Here is a 20687-nt window from a genome sequence, read left to right as displayed (position 1 = left end):
CCTTTTTTAAAGATATAATCATTTATTATATATAGGTTATAGAGATATAAAGAACTATTTAGATAATTTGTTCATTACCACTTTCTTAATCGCCCATACATTTCATCTAACTGAGCTTCACCTTACAAATCTCTTGAAGATTCATTAATCCATTCTTTCAATTAAGATTTATAAATGCAGGTTGTCTACATTTATAAATCTTAGAAGTTAATGTATTCATCTATCCTAAAATCCAATATCGTAGTATTTTTTAGGCACCCATTCAGAACCTTTAATAGAAGAAGCATAATTAAAAGTTGCTTTTAAAAATTCTGCTCTTAGCTTACTATTCTTTCCTGTTTTCATGATGATTGTTTCTTTAAGCGGATGATTACTTTCAATTAGATATTCATTACGCTTATATAAGCGTTCTAACAAAGATTCATGTGGTACTCTAGCAAATTTGCCATTGTGTTCTCCCCTATTACATTCTTGACAAGTTAATACAAGATTCCATACACCATTTAAATCCATATCCACCGTGGATAAATATTGAACAGAGAGCGGTATAAAATGATCTACATCACAGGTATTTGGTTGACCACTCTCAATAGAAATACTTTTATAACAATAAAAACATTTTCCTTTTTGATACCCATTTAGCGGTTTTCTTACAGACGTTAAATTTACACGTTCGTGAGAGTGTAAATACCTCTCTGGTGTAATAGACTTCAAAAAGAAGAATTGCTCAAGCTCCCCATCGAATCTAACTTCTAACTTTGGATTTCTTTCCGTCCAAGCACTTTCTACTAAGTTCCATCTACCTTCAATCTCATTGAACAAATTCGCTCTTTGTTCACTTTCATTCAAGATATAAATACTATCAGTTAATGTGATACCTAACGTTTTTCCCTGAACAGACTTTTCATAGAACACTGTATTAAGCTCCCCATTAGGAATGTTATGAAAAGCATCTATTACATTATTGAAGCCTACTTTTTCAGTAACTTGCAACAACTGTTCCCATGTAATTTTCTGTTTATTATACAATTCTAGCGCATTAATAAACTTGGATGATGCACTAGTAATTTGCCTTTTTCCATTCCCAATATGCTCTAACATATACTTAGCAAATATCGGCGACAACTCCTCAAGGCTTACAAAACTATTATTACTATTCCCTAGCTCTAATAGTGTCTTTGCAAAAGCAAATTTATATGTAGCTACATTTCTTCCAAACAAGTAAACAGATCGAAATTTAGATTCTAATGTTTGGTCATTCTCAAGGAAATTATTCATGCAATGCCCCCTTAGTAATTATTAGTCCTGTACATCAATAAGGTAGATAGCTTTCTCAAAACCACCTCGCTTTTCTTTTTTCTCCTTACGAATCGCTTCCAGCTCTTCAAGCTTTACTCCATAAGCTCCCAATGAAGCATGAATTAATTCTAAAATATCTGCAAGTTCTTCAACAGCTTCCTTTTTCTCAACAGCTTCCTTAAACTCATGTGCTTCCTCTATCATTTTTGTTTTTATTTCCATTAGTAACTCATCAGGTGTGAGTATTCTTGCGTTGTAGCTTAGACCCTCGGCTTTGATAATTTCTAAAATATTATCTCTTACTAATTTGTTATAGATAGGCATATTTACTCTCCTTTGTATATGTTAATTATTTAAAGTAATCGTATCATGATAATTGCCCCATCCACCACATAAAAGAGCATGCTACTATATTTAATCATTCTGGAGGAACTTTAAAGATTAATGATTATGTTTCTCTTATTGAAGAAGATGCTTCTGAAGGCAAAAATTTTATATTGTAGACGAGATCAAATCATAACTAATGATAAATACAAACCTTTTTGTTTATTGACACAGCATATAAAGATTTACGAAGACTTTGGAATCGTAAAAAGATGATTAGCTGACTATCCTCCTGCAAACTTTTGTCCTCTACATTTTATTATAAGTACCAAAACTCACTACCAATAACAAAGTAGCCTAAAAAATATTAAACATCCTTTATTATCGATATTATTAACGTCAAATAAAAAAAAGAAGAGAGAAAACATTCTCTCTTCACCAATAATATTTTACAGAGTAAGTTGGGTAAGAAACTATATAAAGATGAACCACGAAAATACTTCACCTAGTGAATTATATCATAAATCACTCTAAAAAAATACATATCACATACATTTTTGTTTTATTTATGACAAAATTGTTAAATATTTGAATTCAAAAAGGCTTTATATCTAAATGACTAGAAAGGTGTTGGTGTGGTAATAAAATTTAAGGAGGCTTTCTATTATGTTTTCAAAAAAACAAAAATTATTAACAGTAATTACAACATTAACATTAGGGTGCGGATTTACTTTTGGCTTAACACCTGCTTCTGCGGATACTGCCAATAACACTTCTCCAATTAAGGAGGAACAGGTACGAATACAAATACCTTTCACGGGCTATGTTATTTCAGCAGACGATAATTACTTAATTGTTGCTGATACTTTTACGAAAGAAGAAGCACTTTATTATCAGAATAATTGGTGGGAGCTAGTTTCCCAAAATAAAATTTTAAGAGTACCTGTATCCAATGGTGAAAACTACAAATTAGGTGAAAAATTAAACGTATACGCTGCTGCTTGGACTTACTCTTTACCACCAATCGCTATAATGCCAACAATTGAAAAAGTAGTTGATTAAATACTGCTTAGCTAATAAAAGAAACATTGCCCTAATTAGAGCAATGTTTCTTTTCCTCATTTGACATTAGAAATTGAAATGGATGAGAACAAATTTGGATCGCTATTCTCAAAAGCTAATGTGAATGAAGGGATTAGTTCATGTATTCTTTCTTGCATTGGTTTCTTATCTACTTCTCCAAGTTCATTCAAAAGCTCATTCTCTTCTGAAGACTCATCTTCATTGATTAACATCCTTAACACATCTGAGTTAAGGATTTCATGTGGCGAATAAACTAGCCCATTCATCATTATATATTTTTGGAGCATGGATGAATTACCCTCATTTGCTTGCTTTACAGCTTGTTTAAGGTATAAATCAAAATATTTCTGTGCAAATTTCACACCTTTTAGTGGAACAACTCCTACATGTTCAACACCTTTCCAACGTAAATCCGCAATTGAACTCAGCCACCATGCCGGCTCAATAGCCTGTTGCATACGTTGCAGCACCTTGCGTTCGAATCCAGGTTTATGAGTAGAATGTTCTTTTAAACAAGCATCTAACATTTCAGCTTCAATGGCAGCTACGGTCATCCCCTGTCCATAAATGGGATCAAAGTTACAAAAAGCATCACCTAACACTAATAATCCAGATGGCCAATTTTCCATTTGTTCAAAATGTTGACGAATTGACTCCTGCGCTCTAAATCCTCTTGGGACACTAATTGGTTCTAACTCTTTAATTAACTCCCTCATCATAGGGGTAACTAAAGAGTCCAGTTCTTTTTCATATTCTTTTGAATTGGTTGGTGGATAGTGCGTACCTCCAGCAACAAATAGTAGCGCTTGAGCTATGTTATCTTCAATATATAATAACCCTACAGCACCAACGTTTTTAGCAGGATCTCCTTCAGAAATTGCACTCAATTTCTCTTTGATATGTGAAGGTACTTTATAATATCTCGTGCTATATCCAAAATTCACCTTTAAACGTTCTGGTTCTGGAACATCATATCCCATAGATGTAAGCCATTTATTGAGTTTAGATTGACGACCACATGTGTCAACTACCAAATCGGTTAACACAGTTCGCTTTGTTTTTAATTCGTCTCGTTCTTGAATTTGAATTCCAATAACACGCTTGTGATCAGACGAAGCTAAAAGGCCTGTCACCGCTTGCTTTGAATAAAAATGTACATTAGGAATTTCTTGCACACGTTGGCGGATTGTCCATTCTAACAATGCTCGACTGCTTGCTGCACCTTTTCGTTCTATAACTAGTTCCAGTGCCCCATACGGAGAAAATCGAATCATTTTATCATTCTTGACATTATGAGCCCCTTGATTTAACAAATCATCAACATATCCAGGAAAGAAACGGTTCATAATTATTTCTCCACGTGGTAATACACGATGAGGATGAAAGTCTTGTGGTGTACCTGGACGTTCAGATGGTTTTTGAGGTAACTCATCTTTTTCAACAACTATCACTGTCTCAAAATAACTGGAAAGCACGCGTGCAGTAAGTAAGCCTGCAATACCAGCTCCAATCACAAGTGCCTTTTCTCTTTTTTGCTGTTGATATAGTAATTGATTATCCATCAATAATCTCCCCTCTTTCTAAAAAGTATGTTTGTTCAACATGAATCTATTAAAACTTTTCCAGAAATCAGAATAAACAAATGATGATTCTTCATTATTTTAGTAAGGAGCCCGTTGATATAATAGTTCATATAGGGAAACAAAAACAGATACATTTCAAAACACTACAATCCTCCCTATTACAAGTGAAAAATAATTAACGTAACCAGTAGTATTGTAGTATCTAATAGCACCGGTCTTAAATAGTTTGTTTTTCCGATTATCAATGTGTCAGTAAATCCAGCACATTTATCGTTATACTTTCAAGCTCAGTTCTCTTAAAATATATATGTTTATATTTTTTAGATATACGATTTTAAATCCTTCTGAAAACCCAATAGACAAATGCCCCGGTATCATTATATTAAAGAGTTCACCCTAAATTAGTAATCTGTTGAAAAACTCACTTTAGCCAACAGGTGCTTTAATTAAATACCTTTATTATCTCTGCAAAGGTATTTAAATTTCAAATACGTTTTTCAATCCTTTGAATCCAGTAAAATAATTCATTTAAATAATAAGATTTCACTGCATAATAGAATACCTAAAGCACTGTGGGTATTTCATTTCATTATGCCCCTATTGGGATCTGCCTTCATCATTCATATTATTAAAATTACGTTAGTCCAAGTCAGAAAAAGTACACTTAAATGAGTATCTTTTTAACAAAATTCAAGTTCATATAACCTGTATAAATGCCCACCGCTTATAATAGTTTTTTTAATACTGCTTTATTCCCCCTTTAATATTTTTTATAATTTGCACCTTAAATGTATCACTTTTATTACCCTTATAAATATTTAGGTTTTTTAGAAATATTTATTTGATTTTTAGTAATATTAGGATTCTATTTTATCTAGTAGAAACTAGAGAGTTTGAGAAAAGTATGTAATAATGCATAATAAATCAATCAGATATTATGATATACTTTCAAAGAGCTGATACAAAATTTCTTTAGATTGGAAAACTAAAGTCTTATCTACCTATTTGTGGGGACGCCTTATGGCGTCTTTTCTTTTTTAATATAAAAAACCCCCAAGCATTCATATGCTTAAGGGTTTATCAATTGAAAGGTAAAGCTGTTTGGAATTCTTTAAATTAAGAACAAAGTGGGATTACTCCTAAACCAATTAATAAAGCTGCAGCAAACGCTGGAATTGGCGCAGGAATCTCGATACCTTCTACAACTAAAAAGTATTGACCATTTACTAATTTAAAACAAACTAATTGCATGGCTAATCCTCCCTTCTGTTAGGATTAATACATTATATTAAATAATCTTATTATTGATATAATTAAATTGTTTGTTTTTTAGAAAATGGGTAATCAATATTCCGGGGAAGCACATTAAATGATCTCTCCCTTATTTTCAAAAGGACCTGCTCAATTCACACATAAAAACATAAGGTAAATTGAACCCATTAACATCCGTGGAATGAACCCTAGTTTTATTCTCTTATCTAAAGGAGGAACTATTATTATGGGATATGGTGGTAGTTGCGGCGAAGGCTGCGGTTTTGCTGGAGGCTTTGCTTTACTCGTTGTACTCTTTATACTATTAATCATTATTGGGTGCAGTTGCTTCTGCTAAAAAACTATTAGAAAAGGCACCTTAGGGTGTCTTTTCTTTATGGAAAAATCCCCACACATTGTGTAGGGACCTTGTTTTTCTTACCATTTAATTTTTGTTGGATTTAACTTGGAAATATATCCACGTACTAATTGTTTTTTGTTACTGTCATAGATACCGATATCACCAGAGAAATTTTCCCAATATTCCCCTAAATAGTCTTTTGATGGTACTTTCAAATCTACATTTAATCCCATTGCCCCAAAACTTGCCACCTGACGCGCTGCTATGTCGCCTACTTGTTGCGCTCGTTCTTTCGTTGTTCCAGCTGGAACAATAACAACAATTCGAGTTAGACTGTCTTTTGCTTCAATATGGACGTCTTGCGCCTGTGCAGCCACCTTTATTCCGTCCTTTGCTGTTCCGATGCCTAATTGGCTTAATTTCACATCTTTATTACGCGCTCCCTGGCCTTGTGCTGTCATCGATTGTTCCACTTTTTCTTTTGCTTGCGCCTCATTTAACCCGCTGACTTTCGGTTGTTCAACAGGCGTTGACTCTGCTTTTTGTTCTTCTTTAACTGTTTCTTTTACTACATTTTCATGCTGTTTTGACGTATCCGTCGATTGTTGCACAGTTACTTTCCTATCTTCTTGCTGCTTTTCTGCCTGAAATGCTTTAACTTTTTCTTTTTGTTCCTCTTTCTTCAAATCTTGCTCTATTTTCGCTTCTTCAGTACCACACGCTGCCAATAATAAACCTGCTGCAATTGTTAAACCTACTAATTTAATTGCTTTCATAATAAATACCGCCTTTTCATAATTTAATTCTTTCATATGTATAAACGAACTCAGCTACAAATATTGACTTTGTACTACATATTTGAATTATTTAAATGATAACATATTAATATTCAAATTCTTTATATTTAAATATTAATTTTATAATCTATTTTCAATCAAAACAAATTAATATTTGCATAAAACGTGGCAGTCATTCTTTTAAATCGATAGTGATAGGGTACCGCCACACATCCATCAAGCTAACAGAACAGATTACCCCCTAAACGAAAATTTTGTGTCTTTTTTTAGCGCAGAAGTTCATTATTATCGTTTTTTATGTTCCTTAATTTGATAGAGGTGTGGTGGATCCCTTTTTTAGAAGTAAATACTTCTAAAACCTTGAAGTATTTGAAAATCAATTTTATCTGCTTTTGTCCTTTGAATTATAAAATCTAATCCATTTTTGGTATTGTCCGCATATTTAGGCATTGCTTCAAGAGTATCTGTCAATGGTTTGTTGAAATCGTCCCAATGTATTGGAATAACAAGCTTCGGTTGTACTTTTCGTACAGTTTGCTCGTAATACGTATTTTGGAAAGTACTTTCCTGCTTTCCTAATACCCCTATTCCTAAAAACAAGACATCAGCTCGAATATCATCTAATGCCCCTTCTATATAGTTAGCACTTGGTTTAACAAGGAAAGTTTTATTATTATACGTAATCAAGTAATCATAAGAAGAATCTTCATGATAATCTAGGGCTTTAGCAGGCTGTTTAAGTGGCTTTTTTATTTTTTCTCCTTCATCAAAGGTTGGTGAATGTTTCGATTGAAGGACAGTAACAGTAAAATCACCAAACTTCATAGCCTTATTTACTTCATATACAGACATCTGGTTCTTATTTATATCACCACCAATACCTATGTTAATTGCTGATTCTGAACCATATACATGTGTTCCAGTTCGTTTAGCTATATAAGCTAAATCAAACGCATGATCATAATGTGTATGTGCAATAAATAATCCCTTAAGTTTATTATTATCAACCCCTATTTGATTAAAAGCTTTATCCACAGTATCTTCATCTGTTTTTATATTGCTGAACAACATTTTTGGTAAGGATGGCCTAGAAATAAAACCATCAATCATTAATTGTGTATTTCCATCATCAAATAGTAAAGATGATGTTCCTAAAAATGTGACCTTTACCTCACCTTGATTCAATACTTTTTGTGTTGTTTTTGGAGCATAATACTCCTTGTATTGTTGAATATCTGCTGAAGGTGTTAAAAACTTGTAATAAACGAAAATAGAAGTGATTATTACTAGTACTAGTAATCCTATAAAAAACACCCTTAATTTTTTTCTTAATGTGTATTTCAAAAAACATTCTCCTTTCTAGACAAAAAATATTATTGTTTGCCTGTGCTAAATCCTCCTACTTGAGGCTACCACAAAGTATGTATAAAATTTAAAAAACGCCATCCTTTCCTATGATTCTACAGAAAGAATAGCGTATTTTTTCTTTTTATGGATACATTTTTTAGCCCAATAACGATGGGTTGTTACCTCGAATATAATTATTTTATTTAAATGTCTCTTTTAAATTTGTTTCATATCTTTTCATAGGTTGGTATACAAGAACGTGTAGTGATAAACCTATCACTGCAGCAATGTTTAAAATAATACTTATAATCATTAAAGCCCCTTCTATAACTGGAGAAAAGTATCCATTCGTACTTAACGTAGAAGAACTTATACCAAGTAGTAAAATCACTATTAGTAAAGGTAAGTTTTTAACCAATTTGAATCCCCCTTTAAATGTAATATCTTTATATTATCATATCACACACTAGTTTATGTAATTACTATAAGATAGTTATCTATGGGCAATTTCACATGTTTTTTTGTTACAAGTTAGCACGAAATTTTGTTCTGGAGTATTATAAAACTTCCGCTTAATGGCGATGTGGTTCTATCCCATCGCTATCAAGCTAAGAAATTCATTGTACACCCAAACGAAAAAAGATGAAAAAATAATAAAAAGCTTATCATTAAGTGCTAAAAGATAAGCTTTTTTGTCTATACTTATTAAATTTTATTTGATTTCTTCCATGCTAATACTGTAATAAGATATTGAATACCAAATAGGAAAGCGAAAAGTATAATAAATCTTGCTATTACTGATAACCATCCAACGAAATCTTCAGGTAAGTTATATTTGTATGTGGTAGCACCTATTGCGACAAAACAAAAAATAAAGGTATTACTCATTTTTTCTTTTAATTTTTCTTTTAATTGTTCTTTATTATTAATATCCGTTTCATAGACACCAGTTAGAATCGATTTAATAAAAACGAATATCATATAACAAATTATAATGGCTAATGAAGCAGCCCATTCTAAAAATGGACGGTGTAGATATGCTCCTCTTATTACAAAATCAACAAAAGCTATAAGTAGGACAATAATTCCAGATTGAGCCCAAATTTTCATTTCGACTTGTTGAATTCTTTCATCTGGGTGTGTACTGAGTGAAAACCATTTTTTTAGTTTTTCCATTTTAAAATTCCTCCCAAAATAATTTATCTAAACTTTTATCTAGTGTTTTAGCTGTATGAATGCAAAGTTTTAAAGAAGGGTTATAATTATTACTTTCAATAATACTAATGTTATGTCGTGTAACATTTACAATATCGACCAACCCTTGTTGGGTCAGACCTTTTTCAACCCTTGCAATCTTCACTTTACTTAAAGACATTAAATACACCTCACTTGTAAACATAACTTCATACCATAAATCTTATATTTTATATATTAAATTATTAATAACATAAATGCAACATATATTTTACATTAAGTCATGTATAAGTTGCACAATTCTATATTTTTGTATTTAAAACTATCCTACAAATATTAAAACAGGCCATTCTTTCTGTAGAATCATAGGAAAGGATGTTTTTTTATGTCTGTTTCTGTATATGATAAATTAGAACTATTTGTTCAAGAGATTCAAAGTTACTTGTACGTATCTCCCAATTAATTGTGCAATCTAACCTTTTCATCTATTAAGTTCTTTTACTAAGGAATGGAATCTAAAAAAGAAATAGAAATGAGCCTTTTTTATTATTTTGTTCATCTTTTTTTCGTTTTAGGAGAGATTTTGTTTTTTATCTTGCTAACAATGTGGAGATATCCTAGGTTTAAAAATCCCTTTAGTTACTGCATACTAGCAACAACCTTTTGAAATTTAGGTTACTGCGATGTATAATTATCAGAAAATCTAAGGAGTTTTATATATGGATAATATAAAAATAATAGCTGAGGTTCTGAGTATAGGGTTACAAATTGGTTTATTTTCAAAAACTGAAATAATTGATTGGGCTGATCAGACAATTGAAACATTAGATAGCCCTTCTATTGAAATTATAGAAGTTTCTCTATCTAGTAATGATAAGTTGGTTGACATCGTACCTAAATTAAAAAACGTAAAAGGAACATATGATAAAAAATTACCCGTAAAAATAATACTGGGGCTGTTATGGGATAAATTTATCCTAAATGAAGAAAATGTATTGAAAATAAAACCATTTATATCTAATTTGATACATAATAATTGCTGTGAGGAATTCAGTTATGTAGATGAACAGCTATATAATTTTAATGAGGAAATTAATTTAGCCGCAGATAATATATATGGGAATCTAGAAGATATTAGTCAAGAATTAAAAAGCTTTCTATTTCCTTATAAAGACTTTAGTAATCACTTCAGTTTTTGGGAAACTTAAAAAATATTAAATTGATGATAATAGATCATTCGGAAATGCCCCCCATAAAATAGTAGTTTTATTATTACAGCTATCCTACAAAGTGGTTTATCTGTTCATGAAAAATAAGAATTCATTACACATAATACCAAAATTTATTTTCCTGCTTTAAACCTCACTCCTATAGAATAGCTAGTACAAATAGTTGAACTCGTGAACTACCCGCCACTTAACGCCCTAACGGACTGTTTGAAGTGGGGGTTTCTCGGTTAGTCGTTACTTTTGGTAGCTAACGAATTCGTCCTAAGACAGCCGAGCTAACTCCCTTGTTCCAAGGGTTATTTTATTGCTATCTATACTAACGCCAATAGGCGTATTGCTTCATTTTTGATATTGATAGCTGCGTTATAATCTCTATCGAGATTTACACCGCATATACAAGAATAGACTCGCTCAGACAATGACATATTTTTCACATTTCCACAACTGCTACATGTTTTTGTGGAAGGAAACCATTTGTCTATTTTCACTAGCTGTTTGCCTTGTTCATGTAGTTTATAAGCTAAGAAAGAAGTGAACATACCCCAAGCATTATCAGCGACGCTTTTTCCAAAATGAAGTGCTTGCGATATTCCCTTCATATTTAGATCTTCAATAGCTACAACATCAAAATGAGTAGCTAACTCTTTAGACTTATGATGAAGGAAGTTCTTACGTTGGTTTGCTACTTTTTCATGCAGCTTAGCTACACGGATACGTTGTTTATTCCAACGCCCTGAACCTTTTGTACGTCTTGATAATACTCGTTGAGCCTTTGCTAATCGGTCTAACATTTCACGATAGAACTTAGGATAATTGGCTCTCTCATCCTCAGAACTGACGTATAATTGATCCATCGCAAAGTCTAATCCAACAACTGTTTCTACTTCTTTTTGTACGATCTCTTTTTCGTATTCAGTCAAAATGGACACATAGTATTTACCAGTAGGTGTCATAGAAATCGTACATGACTTGATTATATGGCCTTGTGGTATTTCTCTATGCTGTTTGATACGTACCATTTTCAGTTTTGGCAATTTGATATGACCGTTAAGCAACATAATATTTCCGTTCACTACATTCGTTGTATAAGACTTTCTGTCTTTTTTGCTTTTGAATGTTGGGAAGTCATTTTGACCACGAAAGAAATTTTTATAGGCAGTTTGCAAGTTTAGTTGAGCATTTGCCAAAGCTAATGAATCAACTTCTTTTAGCCATTCAAATTCTGCTTTGTATTTTGCGGGAGTGGGAAGCTTTTGTTTCTTTAGTTGATTCTTATCATCTTTATGTTTTTCATACGCTTCTTTCCGTTCAGCTAACATTCTGTTATACACGAAACGTACACAACCGAAGGTTTTACGCATAAGATGTGCTTGGTCTTCTGTTGGGTACAAACGGAATTTATATGCTTTATTCTGCTTTGTCATATCATTTCACCTCACTTTTCACTTTGATTTTCAATATATGTTTTTACTACGTCTATTGGCGAACCACCAGTAGTTAGCAAGCAAAAACTTCTTGACCAAAACATCTCTTTCCAAAGTTTCTTTTTCACTTGTGGAAAGTCTCTTTTAATAAGTCGAGAACTTGCACTTTTATAAGCATTGATGAATTTTGTCATTTCTGTATTAGGGTGTGCCTTGAACAAAATATGAACGTGGTCTACATCATGATTCCATTCAACTAACGTGATGTTATAGTTTTCAGATAGTCGAACAAACATATCTTTTGCATAGTTTGACATATCATCATCAAACACATTTCTTCTGTATTTCACGACCAACACAAGGTGATAATATAACAAGAATACTGAATGGTTATTACTATCTAATTTCATTTATATACCAGCCCTTATAATTTATAAGACTGATTATATCAGAGGCAAAATAAAAAGGAAAACCTTTTGGCTACGCCAAACCGAAATTCATCTCCCACCTACCGTTGGGCTACGCCCTTCACACGCTTGAGGAAGGAGAATTCTTTCGGGAAATTCGTTAAAATAGAAAGAAGCTGAAAGTTTATGTATCAACAAAATTATGATGAATACGCATATGATTATACAAATAATCCTAGACAACAATCATTTGTAAATTTAGTAGGTCAGTTTCATATTCTTCCTCAGTCTGTTATTTTACCTAATGGTCAACAACTTCAAGCAGGAACGCGTGTTTTTATTTTTAGAGTAGCTTTTAATCAAATGGGGAACGAAGTGGTTACAATTGTATTCCCTAATGTAGTTGGTGGAAATGTTAGTCTTGGATTAGCGCCAGTTGCAGCTTCTCAACTTTCACCTGGTGGTGCTGGTGGTGGGGTCATGTTCCCCCAAGTTGCCCCTATGCAACCTGGATTTGGTGGTAGATAAAAAAATTTAACAAATAATTTATTTCAGTATAGAAAATTAATTAAGTATAGAAAAAACTACACTTAATATAGAAATGGGCCAGATTTTTTTAAAAAAAAGATCCTTTTTCAGTATCAATAACGAATTTCACGTCAACTAGCACCTCTTACGAGGCGCTAGTTGTTATTTTTGTTGTATACATATTAGAAGCATACGTTGGCCGCAAACTAAAAAGGAATAAGTTGATCAAAACGGCCATCTTATGCTTCTTGTTACAGTTTTAAACATAGAGTATACAAATTATTACACTTACTTTTCTTCACCGCTTGCTTGCATGGAATTAAACGCCCAATGTAATTTCAATGCATCTCCCCTGAAATACATTATGGTCTTCACCGCTATCTACGAATGTGAACATTACATAAAATGTATCATCATCACCTGGAGTAAATCCATTTCCTTCTCGATCTACAATACCTTTCTTTACAAGGTCAGGAATACTTCCATTTTGCGTAGCTACCTTTAATTCAGATAATGTAGAATAGTACGTTTTTGCTTTACTCGTTGTACTCTTTATACTTTTAATCATTATTGGATGCAGTTGCTTCTGCTAAAATACTAAGGGAAAAGACACTCTTATTTGGGTGTCTTTTCTTTATTTCTCAATATAAGAACTATAAAAATATGCTATGATTTTAATAGAAATTCCCTTGTGTGCAATGAGATAGTAATACCCAACAAAAACCCACCTATTTCCGTAGGTGGGCCTTATCTTTATTACACAATCCAAATTATACTCTGATTTTCCCATCAACTTTATGCAATTATACATATCTGAAAAAAATACACCGAATGAATTTTATATATAGTAAAATAATAAACGTGGATACATTCTATAAAGCAGATTCTTTTGAAAGGCGTAACATACCAATCATTATAGAAGGTGTCGCGTCACTCTAATACTGATCTCAAATCTCTTGTACTTTGTAAACTAACAATCTGGTGTATATAGACGATTCTGTTTTATAGGGTGTGTTTACACGTATAACAAAGGTATAATACGGATAAGTTTATACTAAATGAACGTGGTTCAAGTCGGAGGAAGGCACCTTAGGGGTGTCTTTTTTTGTACATAATAAAAGCCTCACCCATCCTATGGAAACGGTAATTCCTTTAAAACAAATAACAATTGTAAATATATTAATTTTACATTACATTAAAAGTTAGAGAAAACTCTTATACTAATACAGTGCTAAATAGTAGGTGAAAAAATGGAATTTAACGATTTGGGTATTACCATTAAAGAACTTAGAATTAAAAAAAATATATCACAATCCGAATTATGTCATGGAATATGTTCACAAAGTCAAATTAGCAAGATCGAAAAAGGTGTGATTTATCCATCTAGCATATTGTTATATCAATTATCTGAAAGACTTGGTATTGATCCAAATCATATATTTGCACTAACTCAAAACAAAAAAATTAAATATGTAGAAAATGTAAAATATGTAATAAAAGATTGCTTAAAACAAAAACAATATAAAGAACTTTATGAAATAGTAAAAAAGGAGAAAAACTTAAATAACTTTCAAACAAATGAAGAGAAACAATTTCTAATATGGCATGAAGCAATTGCTATATTTGAGGTAAATAGATCAACCAAAACTGCTTTAACTCTTTTAAATCATGCATTAAAACTAACTTTAACCAATTCTGATTTTTTATCAGAAAGAGAAATAGATATTATGCAGACAATGGCTATATTTCATGGAGAAAATAAAGAATATGAAAAAAGTATTACTATATTAAGAAGATGTTTAACTAATTTTAATAAGTTAAATTTTCCTAGAGATAAAGAAATTAAACTAAAAATCATTTTAAATTTAGCAAAATCTTTGGCCTTCACATATCAACATGAAGAGGCAATAAAATACATTGATAAGGGCATCAAATTAGCAATTAATCTAAATACTTTATACCTATTAGGTGAACTATTCTATTTAAAAGGTCGGTTTTTATTAAAGATTAAACAACACAATGTAGACGATGTTGTTTATAACTGGAAAAAAGCATTATTTATATTTGAACTAACAGAAAAAGAATATTATACAAAAATGATATCAGATAAACTTATTGAAATACAAAATAAAAAACACTCATAATTTCGTAAAAACTCCTTAAAAAGCCCACAGGAAAAGTTCCCGTAGGCTTTACATTTATAAACATCTTATTATTTTTTATAAACTTAATTTTTAAACATTATTACTTAATGTGAATTTTCGAATAAAAGTTTACTTAACGTATTTTTTATTTTGAAATTTGCATCCCTATTAATACTTTATACTTCTTTTCACTTGAACCATCTTAATTTTAAGATGGTTCAAGTGAGAGGATGGCACCTTAGGGTGTCTTTTCTTTATGGATAAAAAAGTATCATCATTCGTATACTATACGTCTCAAACATATAGTATGCAAATTACTACGCTTACTTTTCTTCACCGCTTGCTTGCATGGAATTAAACGTCCAATTTAATTTCAATGCATCTCCCTGAAATACATTTTGGTCTTCACCGCTATCTACGAATGTAAACATTACATAAAATGTATCATCATCACCAGGAGCAAGTCCATTTCCTTCTCGGTCTACCACACCTTTTTGTACAAGATCCGGAATACTTCCATTTTGCGTAGCTACCTTTAATTCAGATAATGTAGTAGACCAAATTGGAACCTCATTTTTATCCAAATTCCACAAGAAATCAACACGGATATGATCACCAAAATCAGCATTTCCATTATCCCCTTTCGCATCGATTACACTGTAATCTGTCAGGAGTTTCACATCTCCTATTGCTAAGGTTCCTTTGTTAACTAATTGAAAACCGCGCTCCATTTCATCGCCTGGTTTCAAATTGTCCACATTAATAACAACTTCAGGATTCACACTCAAATCTAAAGTACCCGCTGCAAACGTATTTTGTGATACTTCCTTATCACTAAAATATGCATATGTTCCCCCGCCAATTAAGGATAAGCCAAGCGCTGCAGTTATAACACCCATACCAAGTTTTTTCTTCATACTCATTTCACAAGTCCCCCTATTTTTAAAGGTCAAATTACAAAACTTATTTCCATCCCACAAACAATACTAATTAAGCAACCACCTTGTCACATAATGAAAGCGAACTCACTTTAAACTAGCTATTTCATGCACCCAAACAACTATTACTTTTAAAATGACCGGTAATGTTACCGTAAATCATTACCGGTCATTTGTTACCCAATCCCATTTCATTTACTATTCATTGTCTGATTACTTTATTTACTCTAGAAGTTTTCCTACTTATTTTTTTGGTTCTAAACCAATAGAGCGTAAAATTTTCTCTAACGTCACTGGCCCTACATTTTCTTTCGGTTTCTGATTTTCTTTAGCATCTGGACCCTTTTTCAAGAAGTTTTTCTCAATAAAACGAATATCAGTTTCGTTTACAACACCATCTTGATTCACGTCACCATCTTTAACAGACACTTTTCCTTTTTCATATGACAGAGCTGCTATTCTAGCATCTTGAATATCTACCATTTTATCGCCGTTTACATCACCTGCAAGGTTATCATCCATGTCAGCTCTAAAGTTTTGTCCCACTAATTCTCCGTCTTGCATTTTCCCTATTTTTGTTGTTAATTTACTATTTAAATGACCTGGCATTTCTACGAAAATATCATATTCTTTATCGCTTACTGGGACACTATGAATTTCAAATTGCCCGTTATCACCAATCGTTCCTGTATATTTCTTTCCATCCTTGCCAACTGCGTACACTTTTGCTCCTAGTTTTGTATAGTCTTTCTTACCTAAATACCCCTCTTCATTCAAGAAAGCTTCCGGGCCAATATATCCTGTAACCGTTGAATGTTTCGAAACAATAGCAAAAGATTTATCTTTAAACGCAGGAATCTCAATGCCTTCTGATGCACCAGCTTTTGTATAAGAGAACTTATCTACTCCAAATGCAGTTAAATCATTAAAGTATTCATCGTTCGTCATCTCGAATGTAACATCTAAAAATGGTGTATCACCATCTAATCCTTTAAATTCTTTTCCTTCCAATGACGCGCCAACTTTCACCTTGTTTTCCCAAGCTCCTTCTTCATTTACCTTTGGATCTTCTAATTTAAGATTCAGTCCATGTTGTTTTACATATTCCGTAAGTGCTGGATTTGGTTTCACATCTGTAAATTTAAATAGCTGCTTGTAATAAGGAATTTCAAATGTACCTGACATAAGCTGTTTTACATTATTGAGATTCAAAGTTAACGTAATTTTTTCTCCTAATTTGATTTTCTCTTTGTCATAACTTGGAACAGCGTATTCTGTCCCTTCCTTTACAAAGACGTAATCTTTATATCCAGTTGCCATATTCCCTGCAGTTGCAAGATCATATCCAAATAATTTTAGATTTAACGGCTCGTTTATTTCCTCTGGAAGTACTCCAAATTTAAAATCACCATTTGCTTGAATTGTATTCAGCCAACCTGATGGAAAGGCTGAGTTTTGATAATATACAATTTGATTCGCTTTTTGATCATACTGCAAGCCTTTTGCCTTTAATGCATCTACTGTAGAATCATAAATATTACCATGCACCCATAAAGCCCGCTGGCCGTCTTCTTCTTTAAACATAGAATCATTGACTTCGTGTATACCAGGTTGTACATCCTTAAATTTCATTTCAGGTATTATATTATCAATGATAATGCTATCGCCTTTTGTATAAGATTTTCCTTGTTTATCATATCCAACAAAGTTCAATTCGTAATCTCCATCAGGCAACATAACAGGTTTATCCGCAATTGGATGAGCTGGATCTCCTGTAAATGGAAGTACATACCCTCCCATACCAGAAAACATCATATATTCAACATTCGGTGTTAGACTACTTGCATTAAGTGTACCAACGACTCCTAATGCCTTCCCAGTCTTTCGGTCCTTCACAACTGCATCAATGGTTTCAAGAGGACTATTCAATTTAAATGTCAACGGCGAACTTGGTCTTTCCATAAACGGATGGAATTTAGAAGCATCTGTTGCCATTGCATCCCTCAGTAAATCTACAGACGCAATCCCTTTTTCGGTGAATTTAACTGCAAATGGTACTTGATATACTTCTTTTTCATTGTTTTTATTTGTAATATGAATATATCCCTCATATCTACCAAATTCAGCGTTTCCTGGAATGATAATTTCAGAGCTAATTTCCTCTGATGTACCAGGAGCTACTTTAATAAACTCTGGTACGTTTAGCTTCACACCATTCTTCGCTGCATCTTGCACACCTACACTTGTAGGTGAAAACTCTACTTCTAATTTAAACTCTTTCCCATCTGTTTTACTGCTGTTCTTAATTAAGACTTTTCGACTATCTTTAATAGGCCCAGTTTCTAGTTGATTTTTATATCCAAATGCAATAGAACCTGTTTTTTCTTCAATTTCTACTTCTTCATCATCTACAACGTTTGATGTTTTATCGATAACCTCGATAGATGTATCTGCATGAACTGCACGATATGCATCAATTCGTCCTGAGCCCACCTCAAATACAGAACGCTCCTCTTTTAAGTCAACTGCGGTATTCATAAGTGCTTCTTTTACTTCAAATGGACTATAGTTTGGATGTTCTTGTAAAATGAGTGCCGCTACCCCTGCAGTATGAGGAGTTGCCATAGAAGTACCTGACATACGTCCATACGCAACCGGATAATTTTCTCCATCCTTTGGATCATTAATATATTCAGGAACAGTTGAGAAAATAGACACACCTGGTGCTACAATATCTGGCTTAATATCATCTGTTTTAGTTGCAGGACCACGGGAGCTGAAATCAGCTAAGCGATCTCCCTCTGTTTTTATATTACTTAGTTCCCCAAATACTAACGACACATCTCCTTGTACAGCTTTTGCTTGTAATTTCTCACCATCTACTTTTGTTAAGCGGAACGATGGAATAGATGAAGTATTTTCCCCAAGGTAACTTGTAATTTCACCATCTACATTGTTATATACGATTACCGCCTTTGCGCCTGCTTCCTTAGCATTTTTAATTTTTTCATCAAATGTAATCTCACCGCGTTGGATAAGAGCTAACTTCCCTTTTACATCTTTCCCTGTAAAATCACCTGATTTCCCAAGCCCTGCATATACAACTGATACGGATTGACCTTTCAAATCTTCAATCTTATCAGTAAAGCTTTTTCCAAGTAGCATCATCTTATCCACATGTAAATCACCTGCATCTGCAGAAAACGTTGGGATTGTCATTGCAGCGTCACTGGCTCCCACTGTAATTGGAAGTGCCGCTGCACTAGGTGATCCAATGGTTCCTTCTTCCGGACCACTATTACCAGCTGCTACTACTGTAACAACACCAGCTAACATCGCATTATTCACTGCGACAGAAGTAGGATATAAAGGATCATTAATAGACGCTCCTAGTGATAAATTGATAACATCCATATCGTCTTTCACTGCTTTATCAATCGCAGCAAGAATACCGCTTGTTTGTCCACTTCCATATGGACCTAATACGCGATAGGAATATAAATCTACATCTGGAGCAACACCCTTCACTGCATAATCCACACTATTCTGTTTATCTGCAGCAATTGTCCCAGCTACATGCGTACCATGGGATGTATAATATGCACTCCCCTCATAAATCTCAGGATATCCTCCAGAATTTTGCCAATCCTTATACGTTGTCTCCATTGGATCAGCATCATTATTAACAAAGTCCCATCCTTTTATTGAGTTCGGATCTATTTTGCTTGGATCCTCACCTTGCTTTGCACGATATCCTTTATATGCATCTTTCAAATCCGGGTGGTTGTAATCAATACCGGTGTCTAGTACACCTACCTTAATTCCTTTACCTGTTATTTTTTCATCATGCAGCTTGTCCACACCAATTTGCGGTACACTATCTGCCATTTTTGGTTCAACCGCAGTCTTAGCTGTTTCTTTAGGCAAATCTATTTTAACCTCATGATCTTCCCATACGCGCTTAACGATACCGGTACGAACTAAGTCTTCAATCATGTTTGCGGGTAACGAAATCGCTACACCATTAAAAGCATTCTTATATTCTCTTGTTATTTTTGCAGATTTTAAATTTGTCGCTTTCTCTTTATTCTTTTGAAGCTGTTCAAGCTCTGCTTTAAACCCTTTATGTGATGCTTCTACCTTTTGTTCCGCATTTGAAAGAGCTACCTTTTTCCCTTTAGCCGCTTGTTTTAATACCTCGATTTTGCTAGGCGCTTGCTTAAACTCTATAATTACATTCACATTATTAGGACTTGCTGTATTGATACCTGGCGAAATAACAAAACCTGGTTTTGTATCTAACGTTTTTAAGGCATTACGTTGTTCCTTTGTAAGACCTTTCAAGATAGCATTTGCATCATCAATTCCAGTTAAAGTAGATGTATTTACCTCTTCAGCTAAGACGTTATATGGAATTCCTTGAGACAATAGCATTCCAGCTGTTAACGTTCCAATAAGAATCTTTCCAAATTTCCCTCGTTTCATATTGCATCTCCCCATTATTAATATTATTTTTTGAAACAAATTGATTCTTAACTTCCCATTTAGCATTGGAAACTCTATTAATCTTAATCTTGTGTATCATGAAAGATTTCCAACACTACTCCCATCCCCATACCTCATGTAACTAATCACTTACTTTTCTCTTTCTATAAGAGCCCCCCATCATTTATTTCCAACAAAGGATTTTCACAAAATGAATTATTAACAAGGTTAAAATGTAATTCTATTTTGATTATTTCACATTTTGATTATTCTGAAAATTGAACAAAAGGAGT

The 20687-nt window shown here is 33.0% G+C and carries 18 protein-coding genes and 2 pseudogenes; 6 read left to right on the top strand and 14 right to left on the bottom strand.

The annotated features are described in order from the left end of the window. Nucleotides 1-225 precede the first annotated feature (225 nt). Together V7S45_RS30440 and V7S45_RS30435 are read right to left on the bottom strand one after the other, a co-directional pair. The gene (locus V7S45_RS30440; RefSeq protein WP_025687508.1) at nucleotides 226-1278 is read right to left on the bottom strand and encodes an HNH endonuclease domain-containing protein; all 1053 of its coding nucleotides are present in this window, start codon (nucleotides 1276-1278) and stop codon (nucleotides 226-228) included. A gap of 21 nt (nucleotides 1279-1299) precedes the next feature. Continuing rightward, a complete protein-coding gene (locus tag V7S45_RS30435; RefSeq protein WP_025687507.1) occupies nucleotides 1300-1623 on the bottom strand; it encodes a nucleoside triphosphate pyrophosphohydrolase in 324 nt (107 codons plus the stop codon). A 666-nt stretch (nucleotides 1624-2289) separates the two neighbouring features. Between V7S45_RS30435 and V7S45_RS30430 the strand changes: the two genes are divergently transcribed. Further along, entirely contained in the window at nucleotides 2290-2685 is a 396-nt protein-coding gene (locus V7S45_RS30430) for a DUF3221 domain-containing protein (protein WP_000491765.1), read from the top strand. 56 nt (nucleotides 2686-2741) lie between these two features. Here V7S45_RS30430 and V7S45_RS30425 read toward each other — a convergent pair whose 3' ends face one another. Continuing rightward, on the bottom strand, nucleotides 2742-4268 hold the full coding sequence (locus V7S45_RS30425) for an FAD dependent oxidoreductase (protein ID WP_342762058.1): 1527 nt from the start codon (nucleotides 4266-4268) through the stop codon (nucleotides 2742-2744). Nucleotides 4269-5405: 1137 nt separating this feature from the next. Beyond that, entirely contained in the window at nucleotides 5406-5540 is a 135-nt protein-coding gene (locus tag V7S45_RS30420) for a hypothetical protein (protein WP_001177694.1), read from the bottom strand. A 247-nt stretch (nucleotides 5541-5787) separates the two neighbouring features. On the opposite strand from V7S45_RS30420, the gene V7S45_RS30415 reads away from it, so the two are divergent. After that, nucleotides 5788-5898 (top strand): YjcZ family sporulation protein, encoded by a 111-nt coding sequence (locus V7S45_RS30415; RefSeq protein WP_000540371.1) that lies wholly within the window; start codon nucleotides 5788-5790, stop codon nucleotides 5896-5898. An 80-nt stretch (nucleotides 5899-5978) separates the two neighbouring features. On the opposite strand, the gene V7S45_RS30410 is transcribed toward V7S45_RS30415, so the two are convergent. The 5 genes from V7S45_RS30410 to V7S45_RS30390 all read right to left on the bottom strand — a co-directional run bounded on the left by V7S45_RS30410 (nucleotide 5979) and on the right by V7S45_RS30390 (nucleotide 9420). After that, nucleotides 5979-6713, bottom strand: coding sequence for a DUF874 domain-containing protein (locus V7S45_RS30410; RefSeq protein ID WP_342762057.1), 735 nt, complete (start codon nucleotides 6711-6713; stop codon nucleotides 5979-5981). Nucleotides 6714-7034: 321 nt separating this feature from the next. Next, nucleotides 7035-8042 carry an MBL fold metallo-hydrolase gene (locus V7S45_RS30405; RefSeq protein WP_025690322.1) on the bottom strand — a complete coding sequence of 336 codons (1008 nt, stop codon included), beginning with the start codon at nucleotides 8040-8042 and terminating at the stop codon, nucleotides 7035-7037. A gap of 202 nt (nucleotides 8043-8244) precedes the next feature. Next, entirely contained in the window at nucleotides 8245-8463 is a 219-nt protein-coding gene (locus tag V7S45_RS30400; protein ID WP_025690320.1) for a hypothetical protein, read from the bottom strand. A 287-nt stretch (nucleotides 8464-8750) separates the two neighbouring features. Continuing rightward, on the bottom strand, nucleotides 8751-9221 hold the full coding sequence (locus tag V7S45_RS30395; protein ID WP_016083072.1) for a DUF6773 family protein: 471 nt from the start codon (nucleotides 9219-9221) through the stop codon (nucleotides 8751-8753). A 1-nt stretch (nucleotide 9222) separates the two neighbouring features. Then, nucleotides 9223-9420 (bottom strand): helix-turn-helix transcriptional regulator, encoded by a 198-nt coding sequence (locus tag V7S45_RS30390; protein WP_025690315.1) that lies wholly within the window; start codon nucleotides 9418-9420, stop codon nucleotides 9223-9225. 538 nt (nucleotides 9421-9958) lie between these two features. On the opposite strand from V7S45_RS30390, the gene V7S45_RS30385 reads away from it, so the two are divergent. Continuing rightward, a complete protein-coding gene (locus V7S45_RS30385) occupies nucleotides 9959-10447 on the top strand; it encodes a hypothetical protein (protein ID WP_025687935.1) in 489 nt (162 codons plus the stop codon). A gap of 332 nt (nucleotides 10448-10779) precedes the next feature. On the opposite strand, the gene V7S45_RS30380 is transcribed toward V7S45_RS30385, so the two are convergent. Continuing rightward, on the bottom strand, nucleotides 10780-11892 hold the full coding sequence (locus V7S45_RS30380) for an RNA-guided endonuclease TnpB family protein (RefSeq protein ID WP_342762000.1): 1113 nt from the start codon (nucleotides 11890-11892) through the stop codon (nucleotides 10780-10782). A gap of 11 nt (nucleotides 11893-11903) precedes the next feature. Beyond that, nucleotides 11904-12302 (bottom strand): IS200/IS605 family transposase, encoded by a 399-nt coding sequence (gene tnpA / locus V7S45_RS30375; protein WP_061531668.1) that lies wholly within the window; start codon nucleotides 12300-12302, stop codon nucleotides 11904-11906. Between the two features lie 183 nt (nucleotides 12303-12485). On the opposite strand from tnpA, the gene V7S45_RS30370 reads away from it, so the two are divergent. Next, on the top strand, nucleotides 12486-12827 hold the full coding sequence (locus tag V7S45_RS30370; RefSeq protein WP_025690155.1) for a hypothetical protein: 342 nt from the start codon (nucleotides 12486-12488) through the stop codon (nucleotides 12825-12827). A 288-nt stretch (nucleotides 12828-13115) separates the two neighbouring features. Here the strand turns inward: V7S45_RS30370 and V7S45_RS30365 are convergent. Next, nucleotides 13116-13347, bottom strand: a pseudogene (locus V7S45_RS30365) (TasA family protein); the annotation flags it as partial. A 10-nt stretch (nucleotides 13348-13357) separates the two neighbouring features. On the opposite strand from V7S45_RS30365, the pseudogene V7S45_RS30360 reads away from it, so the two are divergent. Next, nucleotides 13358-13420, top strand: a pseudogene (locus tag V7S45_RS30360) (YjcZ family sporulation protein); the annotation flags it as partial. A 657-nt stretch (nucleotides 13421-14077) separates the two neighbouring features. After that, nucleotides 14078-14971: a helix-turn-helix domain-containing protein gene (locus V7S45_RS30355; protein ID WP_025690159.1), complete on the top strand. Its 894-nt coding sequence runs from the start codon at nucleotides 14078-14080 to the stop codon at nucleotides 14969-14971. A 323-nt stretch (nucleotides 14972-15294) separates the two neighbouring features. Here the strand turns inward: V7S45_RS30355 and V7S45_RS30350 are convergent, their stop codons facing one another. Further along, nucleotides 15295-15894: a TasA family protein gene (locus V7S45_RS30350; RefSeq protein ID WP_000061951.1), complete on the bottom strand. Its 600-nt coding sequence runs from the start codon at nucleotides 15892-15894 to the stop codon at nucleotides 15295-15297. A gap of 258 nt (nucleotides 15895-16152) precedes the next feature. Continuing rightward, nucleotides 16153-20394, bottom strand: coding sequence for a S8 family serine peptidase (locus V7S45_RS30345; protein ID WP_025690160.1), 4242 nt, complete (start codon nucleotides 20392-20394; stop codon nucleotides 16153-16155). Nucleotides 20395-20687 lie beyond the last annotated feature (293 nt).

Source organism: Bacillus sp. BR3(2024) (assembly GCF_039134555.1).
Lineage (GTDB): Bacteria > Bacillota > Bacilli > Bacillales > Bacillaceae_G > Bacillus_A > Bacillus_A cereus.
Note: the sequence above shows the minus strand (reverse complement) of the source record. Positions and strands in the feature narration are given on the sequence as shown.